At 26.7% G+C, this 12,104-nt stretch carries 12 protein-coding genes; 9 read left to right on the plus strand and 3 right to left on the minus strand.

Translation table 11 applies throughout. The features are described from left to right. Positions 1-11 precede the first annotated feature (11 nt). Genes ACTT88_RS02705 through ACTT88_RS02730 form a run of 6 tightly spaced genes read left to right on the plus strand, consistent with a single transcriptional unit; the run spans position 12 to position 5,372 of the window. Positions 12-1,628, plus strand: a complete 1,617-nt coding sequence (locus tag ACTT88_RS02705; protein WP_440907828.1) for a CTP synthase — start codon at positions 12-14, stop codon at positions 1,626-1,628. Then, the gene (kdsA, locus tag ACTT88_RS02710; protein WP_440907829.1) at positions 1,625-2,449 is read left to right on the plus strand and encodes a 3-deoxy-8-phosphooctulonate synthase; all 825 of its coding nucleotides are present in this window, start codon (positions 1,625-1,627) and stop codon (positions 2,447-2,449) included. The genes ACTT88_RS02705 and kdsA overlap by 4 nt, the downstream gene beginning before the upstream one ends. Further along, positions 2,449-3,705 carry a phosphopyruvate hydratase gene (gene eno / locus ACTT88_RS02715; protein ID WP_440907830.1) on the plus strand — a complete coding sequence of 419 codons (1,257 nt, stop codon included), beginning with the start codon at positions 2,449-2,451 and terminating at the stop codon, positions 3,703-3,705. Before kdsA ends, eno begins: the two co-directional genes overlap by 1 nt. Further along, complete coding sequence (locus ACTT88_RS02720; protein WP_440907831.1) at positions 3,705-4,007, plus strand: FtsB family cell division protein; 303 nt, start codon at positions 3,705-3,707, stop codon at positions 4,005-4,007. Before eno ends, ACTT88_RS02720 begins: the two co-directional genes overlap by 1 nt. Then, positions 3,997-4,917 carry a lipoyl synthase gene (gene lipA, locus ACTT88_RS02725; RefSeq protein ID WP_440907832.1) on the plus strand — a complete coding sequence of 307 codons (921 nt, stop codon included), beginning with the start codon at positions 3,997-3,999 and terminating at the stop codon, positions 4,915-4,917. Before ACTT88_RS02720 ends, lipA begins: the two co-directional genes overlap by 11 nt. Next, entirely contained in the window at positions 4,917-5,372 is a 456-nt protein-coding gene (locus ACTT88_RS02730) for a type II toxin-antitoxin system RatA family toxin (RefSeq protein WP_440907833.1), read from the plus strand. Before lipA ends, ACTT88_RS02730 begins: the two co-directional genes overlap by 1 nt. Here ACTT88_RS02730 and ACTT88_RS02735 read toward each other — a convergent pair. Genes ACTT88_RS02735 through ispF form a run of 3 tightly spaced genes read right to left on the minus strand, consistent with a single transcriptional unit; the run spans position 5,365 to position 7,417 of the window. Continuing rightward, the gene (locus tag ACTT88_RS02735; RefSeq protein ID WP_440907834.1) at positions 5,365-5,829 is read right to left on the minus strand and encodes a CinA family protein; all 465 of its coding nucleotides are present in this window, start codon (positions 5,827-5,829) and stop codon (positions 5,365-5,367) included. The genes ACTT88_RS02730 and ACTT88_RS02735 overlap by 8 nt on opposite strands. Next, the gene (locus ACTT88_RS02740; RefSeq protein WP_440907835.1) at positions 5,829-6,320 is read right to left on the minus strand and encodes a phosphatidylglycerophosphatase A family protein; all 492 of its coding nucleotides are present in this window, start codon (positions 6,318-6,320) and stop codon (positions 5,829-5,831) included. Before ACTT88_RS02740 ends, ACTT88_RS02735 begins: the two co-directional genes overlap by 1 nt. Then, positions 6,317-7,417, minus strand: coding sequence for a 2-C-methyl-D-erythritol 2,4-cyclodiphosphate synthase (ispF, locus tag ACTT88_RS02745; RefSeq protein WP_440907836.1), 1,101 nt, complete (start codon positions 7,415-7,417; stop codon positions 6,317-6,319). The genes ACTT88_RS02740 and ispF overlap by 4 nt, the downstream gene beginning before the upstream one ends. A 24-nt stretch (positions 7,418-7,441) precedes the next feature. Here ispF and ACTT88_RS02750 point away from each other — a divergent pair, with 24 nt between their 5' ends. From ACTT88_RS02750 to trkA, 3 genes are read left to right on the plus strand one after another with little or no spacing between them, the layout of a single operon-like run. Next, entirely contained in the window at positions 7,442-9,232 is a 1,791-nt protein-coding gene (locus ACTT88_RS02750) for an ATP-binding protein (RefSeq protein WP_440907837.1), read from the plus strand. Beyond that, positions 9,225-10,580, plus strand: a complete 1,356-nt coding sequence (locus ACTT88_RS02755) for a sigma-54-dependent transcriptional regulator (RefSeq protein WP_440907838.1) — start codon at positions 9,225-9,227, stop codon at positions 10,578-10,580. The genes ACTT88_RS02750 and ACTT88_RS02755 overlap by 8 nt, the downstream gene beginning before the upstream one ends. Then, positions 10,581-11,972, plus strand: a complete 1,392-nt coding sequence (trkA, locus tag ACTT88_RS02760) for a Trk system potassium transporter TrkA (RefSeq protein ID WP_440907839.1) — start codon at positions 10,581-10,583, stop codon at positions 11,970-11,972. The last annotated feature ends 132 nt before the right edge of the window (positions 11,973-12,104 follow it).

The raw sequence follows: 12,104 nt of genomic DNA on the forward strand, positions 1-12,104 counted from the left end.
AAGATACTTCCATGGCGCGATATATATTTGTCACTGGCGGCGTGGTTTCTTCCCTTGGTAAAGGTCTCTCTTCAGCATCCCTAGCGTATTTATTACAATCCAGAGGCTACAAAGTTAGATTAAGAAAGTTAGATCCTTATCTAAATGTCGATCCAGGAACAATGAGCCCTTTTCAACATGGAGAAGTTTTTGTAACAGACGATGGTGCTGAAACAGATTTAGATTTAGGTCACTATGAAAGATTTTCAGGAGTAACTGCAAAAAAAACCGATAACATTACAACAGGAAAAATCTATAGCGATGTTCTTAGAAAAGAAAGAAAAGGTCAGTATTTAGGTAAAACAGTTCAAGTTATTCCTCATATCACAGATAGAATTAAAGGATTTATAAAACACGACACTTCTAAAGAAGATTTTGTAATTTGTGAAATTGGTGGAATAGTAGGAGATATAGAAAGCTTACCATTTGTAGAAGCAATAAGACAATTTTCCAATGATATTGGTAAAAAGAATGCATTATTTATTCATTTAACTTTAGTTCCTTATTTAAAAGCATCCGATGAAATAAAAACAAAACCAACTCAACATTCTGTTAAAGAATTAAGAAGCATTGGTATTCAACCTGATATTATTATTTGTAGATCTGAAAGACCTATTCCTTTAGACCATAGAAAAAAAATATCTTTGTTTTGTAATGTTGATATTAAAAATGTAATTGAAACTGTTGATGTTAAAACTATTTATGAGGCACCAATAAGCTTTGCAAAAGAAAAATTGGATGTTCAAGTTTTAAATTATTTCAAAATAAAATCTAAAAAATCAAATAATTTAACACCTTGGAAGAAAATAACCAAAATCACTCTTAATACTAATAGACATGTTAATATCGCAATTATTGGAAAATACGTTGAATTAAAGGATGCTTATAAATCTTTAGATGAAGCACTTACACATGGAGGAATTTCCAATAATCTTAAAGTTAATTTGGTTAGAATAGATTCTGAAAAATTAAAAGTTTCAGAAATAAAAAATAAACTTAAAAATGTTTCAGGAATTTTAATTCCAGGTGGATTTGGTAAGAGAGGAACTGAAGGTAAAATTGAAGCGATAAGATATGCGAGAATAAATAAAATTCCATTCCTTGGAATTTGTTATGGTATGCAAATGGCAATAATTGAATTTGCTAGAAATCAATTAAAGATTAAAAAAGCAACTTCTTCTGAGTTTGATAAAGGTGGTGTTCATATTATTGGCTTGATGCATGAATGGGAGAAAAGTGGCAGAAAAGTTAAAGGAACAGATAAAGACTTAGGAGGTACCATGAGACTTGGTTCTTATGATGCTATCTTAAAAGATAAATCTAAAATTAGAGATATTTATAAATCTAGATTAATAAAAGAGAGACATAGACATAGATATGAAGTGGATATTTCATATAAAGAAAGATTTGAGAAGAAAGGATTAATATTTTCAGGTTTATCTCCAGATCATAAGCTTCCAGAGATAATAGAACTTAAAAATCATCCTTGGTTTATAGGAGTTCAGTTCCATCCTGAATTTAAATCTAGACCTTTGAACCCACATCCTTTATTCTCTTCTTTTATCAAAGCAGCAAAAAATCATAGATGAGTGCGATTAAAGTAAATTGTGAAAATATAGAAATTTCAAACAACAATAAAATTTGTATTATTGCAGGTCCATGTCAGTTAGAGACAGAACAACATGCACTCGATATGGCAGGAAAAATTAAGGAAATTACCTCAAAATTTGGCCTTGGATTTATTTACAAAACCTCATTTGATAAAGCGAACAGAACTAGTTTAAAAGGCAAAAGGGGAGCAGGTTTAGATGCATCACTTCCTGTATTTGATAAAATTAAAAAGGAGCTGAACGTTCCAATTTTAACAGACATACATAATGCTGAACAATGTGAAATTGTTTCAAAACATATTGATGTTTTACAAATCCCAGCTTTTCTATGTAGACAAACAGACTTATTAATTGCTGCAGCTAAAACAAATAAAATTATTAATGTAAAAAAAGGTCAGTTCCTAGCACCTTGGGATATGGTGAATGTAACTAAAAAAATTTCAGACTCAGGAAATAAAAACATCCTAGTCACAGAAAGAGGTGCAAGTTTTGGATACAACACTTTAGTCTCTGACATGAGATCATTACCTATAATGGCAAAGAATGGTTATCCAGTAATTTTCGATGCAACTCATTCTGTTCAACAACCAGGTGGCCAAGGCGAGTCCTCTGGTGGTCAAAGAGAATTTGTTGAATATTTAGCGAGAGCTGCAGTTGCGGTTGGAGTTGCAGGTGTATTTATTGAAACACATCAGGATCCTGATAATGCTCCATCAGATGGACCAAACATGGTACCATTGAATAAATTAGAGAATCTATTAAAACAATTACACGATATAGATAATCTAATAAAAAAATAGTGAGTAAAATTTTAAAAGTAAAAGCACGTCAAGTTTTTGACAGTAGAGGAAATCCAACAGTTGAGGCAGAAGTTTATATTAAAAATAATAGCGCATCTGCTATTTGCCCTTCAGGCGCTTCCACTGGTACTTTTGAAGCATTTGAAAAAAGAGATAAAAATAATAAACGTTATTTAGGAAAAAGTGTTTTAAATGCAGTTAATTTAGTCAACAAAAACATTTCAAAAAAATTAAAAGGACAAAACATTCATAATCAAGAGAGAATTGATACTTTGTTAATTAACTTGGATGGCACAAGACAAAAAACTAACTTAGGAGCTAATGCGATGTTAGCTGTTTCTATGGCGGTTAAAAAATTATCTGCAAAAGCAAAAAAATTACCTTTGTATAAAACTTTTTCTCAAAAAAATAACTTCCAATTACCTTATCCATTAATGAACATTATTAATGGTGGAGCACATGCAAATAACGGTCTTAGAATTCAAGAGTTTATGATTAGACCTGATCGAGCAAAAAGTTTTTCTGAGGCTATGCGGATTTGCTTTGTTGTTATTAAAAATTTAAGTAAATTAATTAAAGCTAAAGGTTTATCAACTTCCGTAGGTGATGAAGGTGGGTTTGCACCCATGATCAGTAGTAATAATCAAGCTTTAGATTTAATTGTGAGTGCAATTAAAAAATCAGGATTTATTAATGGGAAAGATGTTTCTATTTGCCTAGATGTGGCTGCTAATGAGTTATTTAAAAAGAACAAATACTCTATTCATTCTAAAAGTTATATTTCAGTAGATAAATCCATTAAAGAATATCAAAAAATTATAAAAAAATATAAAATTAAGTCTATTGAAGATCCATTTGCTGAAAATGATTGGTTAGCGTGGAATAAATTAATGAAATCAATAAAAAAAGTTCAAATTGTTGGAGATGATTTGTATGTAACAAATCTTGAAAGATTAAAGAAAGGTTTCTTAAATATTTCTTCAAATTCTATCTTAATAAAGCTAAATCAAATTGGCACTGTTTCAGAAACGTTAGATGTAATTAAATTTGCTCAAATAATTGGATATAAAACAATTATATCTCATCGATCAGGTGATAGTGAGGATACGTTTATTGCTGATTTAGCAGTTGGTACAAATTCAAATCAAATTAAAACAGGATCCTTAGCTAGATCTGAAAGGGTTGCAAAATATAATCAATTAATCCGTATTGAAGAAGAACTTGGAAAAAAAGCGAAGATGAATAAGATCAATTAATGCTTCGATTAATAAAAAGAAATTATTTTTTATTAATATCTGTTTTTCTTATTTTTTATTTTGTTTTCAACTTAGTATCTGGAGAAAGAGGCCTTTTTTCGTATATAGAAAAGAAGGAACTTTTGTCTAACTTGAAAAAAGAAGAATTAAACCTAACTAATAAAATAGAAGATATGGATCATAAAAATTCACTTCTAAGTACTAATTTGGATCTTGATTATATTGAGACTTTAATTAGAGAACGATTTTTATTTGGTAAAAAAAATGAGACAATTTATATAATTAAAAAAGATGAAAAGTAGACATCCAGAAAAAGAAAACAAACCAGTTAATCCAATTAAAAAAAAACCAGAATGGATTAGATCAAAACTTACAAATAGTAAGGAATTTTTTTTAACTAAAACAATAGTAAATAACAATAATCTTGTAACTGTTTGTCAGGAAGCAAACTGTCCTAATATAACTGAATGTTGGAGTAAGCGACATGCAACTTTTATGATTATGGGAGACACTTGTACAAGAGCTTGTGCTTTTTGTGATGTTAAAACTGGCGTACCAGGAAAATTAGATCAACTTGAACCAGTTAAGATTGCAGAAGCAGTAAAAAAATTAAATTTAAAACATGTAGTAATTACTTCAGTGGACAGAGATGATTTAGATGATGGTGGGTCAGAACATTTTTTTGAAGTAATTAATCAAACTAGAAAATCAAATCCAAATACTACTATTGAAGTTCTTACACCTGATTTTTTAAGAAAAGGAGATGCTTATAAAAAAGTTTTAGATGCTAAACCAGATGTTTTTAATCATAATATTGAAACTGTCCCTAGTCTTTATTTAAAAGTTCGACCTGGATCTAGATATTTTGCATCTTTAGAACTTTTAAAAAATGCAAAAAAAGTTAATAAAAATATTTTTACTAAATCAGGAATAATGGTCGGCTTAGGTGAGACAAGAGATGAAATTTTACAAGTCATGGATGATTTAAGAGCTGCAGATGTTGATTTCATAACGATTGGTCAATATTTACAACCTTCAACCAAACATTATCCATTAGACCGATATTATACACCAAAAGAATTTGATGATTTAGGAACAATTGCAAAAGCTAAAGGATTTTTGTTAGTGTCTTCATCCCCTTTAACTAGATCTTCATATCATGCAGATGAAGATTTTGCGAAACTTCAACAAAACAGATTAAAAAATAATTAATGCCGAAAGCATCAGTTAAGCGATTAATTGATAACAGAAAAGATAAGCTAATTGAGTTTGTTTTAGATATCGATAAATACCCAGAATTTATTCCTTTCTGTGATAACTCAAAAGTTTATGAGAGAAGTGATAACGGAGATACAATAAATATAATTGCTGATCTTACAATAGGCAAGGGGCCGTTTAAAGATACATTTAAAAGTGACGTTAAATTAAATAAAAAAAATGATCATATTCATGTTGTTAATTTAGGTGGACCATTAAATCATTTAGAAAATAATTGGAAATTTACTGAAGTAGGTAATGATACTGATGGTTACAAAACAGAAGTTTTATTTGATATTGATTTTGAAATAGAAAATAAGTTTTTAAATATTTTAATGACTAAATCTTTTCAATTTGGATTGGAAAAAATAGCAGATGCGTTTCAAAAAAGAGCTGAAAGTATTAAATAATTTTACTAATTATCTTAATTACACTACTAACCGTTGTTTTTTGAATCAAATTACGGTTTCTTGATTTAAATTTGTTTTCTTTAATAAGCAAAGTTTTACCTTTTTTGACACCAATATAAACAAGACCAACTGGTTTTTCTTTTGATCCACCTCCGGGTCCAGCAATTCCTGTTATAGAAACGTTAATTTTACTCTTTGAAATTTTCGATAAATTTTGAACCATTGCCTTACAACACTCATAGCTTACTGCACCATATTTTCTAATAATATTTTTATTAACCTTTAATATCTTTATTTTGGCTTGATTAGAGTAGGTGGTCAGACCCATTTGAAAATATTTAGATGAATTAGCTAATTTAGTTAAATTATTAGACAATAATCCACCCGTGCAAGACTCAGCTACAGATATAGTTAATTTTTTTTTAATTAATTTTTTATGAAGCAATTGAATACTCATTAGAATTTTAGACTTATTAAATATATTAATATCATTGAATATAACCCGGCCATTATATCATCCATAATTATTCCAAAAAAGTTCTTATGGTTTTTGTCAAAATAACTTACTGGAAAAGGTTTTAGAATGTCAAAAAATCTAAAAAAAACAAAAGACAAAATATAATAAATTTCAATTGAAATACTTATTTGATTAGTTTGATTTAAATACAATATCAAAATTAAAGGCATGGATTGCCCTAAAACTTCATCTATTACTATTTGCCTTGGATCTTTATTTTTAAATTCAGGTTCAGAGTCTTTTACGGCATAAAATGAATAAAAGAGTAAAAGTATAAAAAAAATAATTGAAAACTTAAGATCTGTGTAACCTAAAATTTCATAAGCAATATAAATAAAAACAGTTATTACAGCAGAAGTTACAGTTCCAGGAATTTTGGTTAAATATCCATATCCAAAGAAAGTGGATAACAAAACATTTATTTTTTTCATTTTGCAATTGAGCAAATAACTTCACAAGCTATTGCTTTTTCCTTTCCAATTAACCCAAGTTTTTCTACTGTTTTACCTTTTAAGTTAATTAATTCTTTATCAATATTTAATAAATTAGATAGAGACTTGATTATTTTATCGCGATACCTTGAGACTTTTGGTTGTTCACATATTAAATTTATATCTAAATTATTTATATAAAAATTATTATTATTTAATATTTCAACAATAGGTTTAAGCATTTTGGGTGATCTAATATTTTTATATTTTTTTTGACTATCTGGAAAAAAAGTACCAATATCTTTTTTTCTCATGGCCCCAAGGAGAGAGTCTATTATTGAATGAATAATCACATCTCCATCAGAATGCCCTTTAAGTCCTGAGTGATAAGGGATCTTTATTCCACCTAAAAAAAGTTTTTTGCCTATTATTAACCTGTGAATATCAAAGCCAATACCAAAATAAGTTTTATTAATTTCTATATCTTCTTTAAAGGTAATTTTATTATTTAAATTTTCTCCTTTAATAAATTTAATTTTAAGATTATTTTCAATAAATAATGTTGCTTCATCAGTAATTTTATTTTTTTGATTTTTTGAAAGTTTATATAAATTTTTAAATTTAAATGCTTGAGGAGTTTGAGTAAGAATTGAATTATTTCGATTTAGATTAAATAATTGATTTTTTACTTTGTATTTAATGGAGTCTTTTGATTTTATGGACGGAATTACTGCTTTATTGTTCTTGAGAGATTTAAGCAACGTTTTTAAAAGCTTGATTGTAAAATTTGGCCTAGCAGCATCGTGTATTAAAACATTATTGGGTTTTAATTTTTTAATATATTTTAAGGCTATTAAAGAAGAATCAGATCTTTCTTTACCACCTTTTATAATTGATACATTTTTTGGAAATTTTTCTGTAATACTTTTTTTATTATTTACAACTAGTATAATTTTTTTAAACAGCTTTGATTTCATTGCTTTTTCTAAGGAATGTTTAAAAAGAGCCTTGTTTTTATAAATACTGAATTGCTTTCGCTTTTTTGAATTAAACCTTTTGCTTTGTCCTGATGCTAGTATTATAAAATAATTATTCATTTATATGGTAGTTTTTATATTCAAATGTACGAATTTATTAAAAAAAATATATATCTAATAATATTATTTATTATAACATTATCGATAGGTTTTTTAACCTTTTTAACTTTTATAGACAAAGGTTTTATTAAGTTAACTGATCAAAATTTACAAATTTTATTAGTTCTAAACATTGTTCTTTTAGTAGCGCTTTTTATTTTTATTTTTATTGAAATTAAGAGCGCTATCAAAAATGATATTGATAAAGATGGTTTAAAATCAAATAAAAAATATATTACATACTTTGGTTTATTTACTTTAATTCCATCAGTATTGATTTCTATATTTTCATTATTTTTATTTTCTTTTGCTTTAGAGAAGTATTTTGATAAAAAAGTTACCACAGTCGTTAACAATTCCTATGAATTAGCAAGGAATTATGTTGAGGAAATTAGAAATAAAATTCAGTCTGATATTGTATTAATTGCTTTTGACACAAACAAAAGTAAAAAATTTTTAAATGATAATCAAATTGAATACAAAAGATTTTTGGATACACAAAAAATAATTAGAAATGTAGATGAAATACATATTATCGATATTAATAAAAAAATTTTGCATACAACTTTAAATGACAATCAACCTTATATACCTCCTGTTGATAAGGCTTTGAATTTAGTATTAGATGATGATAGACCTTTAAAAATCATTAATGCTCCTGAAAATATTTCTGCAGCTATTATGAGATTGCAAAATTTTGAAAATAGATTTTTATATGTCATAAAATATTTAGACAAAGATATATCAAAATATTTAAATGAATCGCAGGAAGCTATTAATTTTTATTATACAGTTGAAGAAAAAAGCTCAGGTATAAAAATTTCATTTGCTATTATTTATATTATAGTTGTTAGTGTCTTATTGTTTGTCTCCATATCTATAGCTATAAGATTTTCATCAAGATTTTTTAGGTCAATAAATAATTTAATATCTGCTTCAAGCTCTATTGGAGAAGGGAATTTAAATGCAAAAGTACCAGAGGTTAAAACTGATAAAGATCTAGAAACATTAAATAAAAATTTTAATTTAATGATTGATAAACTTAAATCTCAACAAGAAAAATTAATCATAAATGAAAGACATGAAGCTTGGGGTAGTTTAGCTAGAAAACTTGCTCATGAAATTAAGAATCCACTAACACCTATTCAATTGACTATAGATAGACTTAAAAATAAATATTCTAATCAATTAAATGAAAATGACACTGAAAATTTTAAGGATAATTTAAAAATTATAAATAATCAAATAAAACAAATTGAAAAATTAGTTAATGAATTTTCTGATTTTGCAAGAATGCCAAAACCTGTTTTTAGAAAAAATAATTTAGTTGATATAATTAGTGAAAATATAAAATTACTTAGTGAACTAGATAAGTCAATTGATATTATATTTAATAAAAATTCTGATCAAATTTTGATTGAAAGTGATAAAGAGCAATTAAGCAGAGTCTTTTTAAATTTAATTAAAAATTCAATTGAAAGTATTAATCAAAAAGCTAAAAATGATAGTAATTTTACCAAAAAAATTGCTATTGAACTTCATCAAGATGATAGCCACATAAAAGTAATAATTGAAGATAATGGTATTGGTTTTAGTGAACTAAAAAATAATATAAAAGAAATTCTTAACCCATATTTCACAACTAAGAAAAATGGAACAGGATTGGGGCTATCTATAGTTAACAAGATAATTAATGACCACAATGGAAAAATCGATTTCATACCAATTGAAAATGGTGCAAGAATTAATGTTATATTTTTAAATAAAAATGAGTGAAGAAATTTTAATTGTAGATGACAACGTTGATATTAGGAATATCATTAATGAGCTAATCATTGATGCTGGTTATAAAACACGTTTAGCCGCAAATTATAATCAAGCGCTCGCTGAGATTGACAAAAAACTTCCAGATGTAGCAATTCTTGATGTTAAATTGGATAAAGGTGATAATGATGGAATTGAACTTTTATCTCATATTAAGTCAAAAAATAAAGATATACCAGTTATAATTATATCTGGACATGCTAATATTGAAATGGCTGTTAAATCATTACAGCACGGAGCTTTTGAATTTATAGAAAAACCATTTGATCAGGAAAGATTAATAAATTTTGTTAAAAGAGCAGTTGAAAACTTTAATTTAAAAAAACAAAATAAAGAATACGAAAGTAAATTATTTTCATCTTATGAATTAATAGGTAATAGTAAAAACATAGTAAATATAATCGACCAAATAAAAAAAATATCAGTAACTGAAAGTAGAGTTTTCATAAGCGGACCCTCTGGTTCGGGTAAAGAATTAATAGCTAGAAAAATTCATAAAGCTTCTTCTAGAAGCAAAAAACCATTTATTGTATTAAATGGCGCCTTGCTTGATATAAATAAATATGAGTTAGAATTATTTGGTGAAGAAAAAGAAAATGGCTCTATCTCATACGGTGCGCTTGAAAAAGCTAATAAAGGAACACTTTTAATTGATCAAGTTTCAGAAATACCTTTAGATATTCAATCTAAAATCTTAAGAGTCCTTACAGATCAAAAATTTAAAAGAGTAAATGGAACTAATGATGTAAGTGTAGATGTAAGATTGATTTGTTCATCAAGTAAAGATTTAAAAAAAGAAATAGAAATTGGTAATTTTAGAGAAGATTTATTTCACAGAATAAATGTTTTTGAGATAAATATTGAACCTTTAAATCAAAGAATTTCTGATATTCCTTTATTAATCAAATATTTTTCAAAACAAATATCTGAAAATTATAAAATAAGAGAATTGACTATTGATGAGAATAATAGCTACATACTTAATCATAATTGGCATGGTAATGTTAGAGAGTTAAGAAATTTGATTGAAAGAATAGCAATATTGCAACCAGATACTAAAGACAAAATTTCAAATATTATTAAAGAGTCATTAAAAAATACAAATTTTGATGATCAATTGGCTGAAAATAGCCTTTCTGTGCCATTAAAAGAAGCTAGAGAAAAATTTGAAAAGGAGTATTTAACTATTCAATTGAAAAAATTTAATGGAAATATTTCTAAAACAGCTAATTTTGTTGGTATGGAAAGAAGCGCATTGCATAGAAAATTAAAAGTTTTGGGTATCAAAGAATTTAATTAGATGAATATAATCATTTGTGGAGCCGGTAGAGTAGGGTTTACTATAGCTAAACAGCTAAGTGAACAGAGCCATTCGATAACCGTTATAGATCCTTCTAGTGAAGATATTCAAAAAATTGACGATGCTTTAGATGTTAAGGCTATTGTTGGAAAAGGCACATATCCATCGATCTTAGAAAAAGCTAATGCAGCAGAGACAGACATGATCATTGCAGTTACTAGAAACGATGAAATTAATATGCTAATTTGCCAAATAGCATTTTCAATTTTTAAAATTCCAAAAAAAATAGCAAGAATTAGATCTCAAGATTACTTAAACCCTAAATTTACAAGGGTTTATAATAAAGAAAATTTACCAATAGATGTGATCATTTCACCAGAAATTGAAATTGCAAAATCAATTCAAAGAAAACTCGAAGCACCTGGAGCATTGGACAGTGTTCCATTTGCTGATAATAAAATTAGATTATTAGAAATTTTAATTAATGAAAATTGTAAATTAATAAATATTAAACTTAACGATTTAACTAAAAAACATCCAAATTTAGATGCAAATATAATTGGAATAATAAGAGATGAAAAATTTTTAATTCCAAAGAAAAACGACGATGTTAAAAAAAATGATAAAATTTACGTAATAATCAATTCTTCACAAATGTCTGATACCTTAGAAGCTTTCGGACATGATGAAAAAGTATCTAAAAATATTTTGATTGTAGGTGGTGGTAACATAGGTTTTAACTTAGCAAAAAATATTGAAGAAACTTTAGATGCAGCGAGAGTAAAAATTATAGAAAAAAACAAAGAAAGAGCTGAATTTCTTGCCAGTGAATTAAACAATACTATTGTTATTAACGGAGATGCTTTAGATGAGGAGGTTCTTGCAGAGGCTAATTTACAAGAAGCTGAAACAGTTCTTGCTTTAACAAATGATGATGAGGATAATTTGATGGTAAGTGTTCTTGTTGAAAAATTTGCAAAAGATGAAAAAGATGTAGATGACAAAAGGACAATGGCTTTAATTAATAAGCCAAACTATTCTTTGTTACAAAATTCATTAAAAATTGATGATCTTATAGATCCTAGGATGAACACAGTATCAAGTATTTTAAAACATATCCATAAAGGGACTATAGAAACTGCCTACACAATTATGAATGGTGAATACGAAGTAATTGAAGCTGAAATTATTGAAACATCAGAGCTTATTAATAAAGAATTAAAAAATTCAAACTTACCTGACGAAATAAGAATTGGAGCGGTCTTAAGAGACAACAAAGTTATAATACCTCGATCAAATTTTGTTTTTCAAAAAGAGGATAAAGTAGTTTTTTTAGCAAAGAAAGACTCAATTTCAGTAGTAGAAAATATATTTAGAATTAGTTCTATTTAATTAAATGTCATTTTTTAGAGTAAAGTATTTAAGTTTCTTTTTTATATTGATATCTATTTTTTCTTTTTTAAATATTATTTATTCATATTATTTTAATTTATATCTAAATCTAAACACATATTATTTTAGCTT

It is taken from the genome of Candidatus Pelagibacter sp., assembly GCF_052046145.1.
Classification (GTDB): domain Bacteria; phylum Pseudomonadota; class Alphaproteobacteria; order Pelagibacterales; family Pelagibacteraceae; genus Pelagibacter.

Bases quoted from the DNA above. Each gene is read 5' to 3' on its own strand.
- ispF (WP_440907836.1), bottom strand. From the start codon at position 7,417: ATGAATAATTATTTTATAATACTAGCATCAGGACAAAGCAAAAGGTTT.
- ACTT88_RS02750 (WP_440907837.1), top strand. From the start codon at position 7,442: ATGTACGAATTTATTAAAAAAAATATATATCTAATAATATTATTTATT.
- ACTT88_RS02705 (WP_440907828.1), top strand. From the start codon at position 12: ATGGCGCGATATATATTTGTCACTGGCGGCGTGGTTTCTTCCCTTGGT.
- lipA (WP_440907832.1), top strand. From the start codon at position 3,997: ATGAAAAGTAGACATCCAGAAAAAGAAAACAAACCAGTTAATCCAATT.
- trkA (WP_440907839.1), top strand. From the start codon at position 10,581: ATGAATATAATCATTTGTGGAGCCGGTAGAGTAGGGTTTACTATAGCT.
- ACTT88_RS02730 (WP_440907833.1), top strand. From the start codon at position 4,917: ATGCCGAAAGCATCAGTTAAGCGATTAATTGATAACAGAAAAGATAAG.
- ACTT88_RS02740 (WP_440907835.1), bottom strand. From the start codon at position 6,320: ATGAAAAAAATAAATGTTTTGTTATCCACTTTCTTTGGATATGGATAT.
- ACTT88_RS02735 (WP_440907834.1), bottom strand. From the start codon at position 5,829: ATGAGTATTCAATTGCTTCATAAAAAATTAATTAAAAAAAAATTAACT.
- ACTT88_RS02755 (WP_440907838.1), top strand. From the start codon at position 9,225: ATGAGTGAAGAAATTTTAATTGTAGATGACAACGTTGATATTAGGAAT.
- ACTT88_RS02720 (WP_440907831.1), top strand. From the start codon at position 3,705: ATGCTTCGATTAATAAAAAGAAATTATTTTTTATTAATATCTGTTTTT.
- kdsA (WP_440907829.1), top strand. From the start codon at position 1,625: ATGAGTGCGATTAAAGTAAATTGTGAAAATATAGAAATTTCAAACAAC.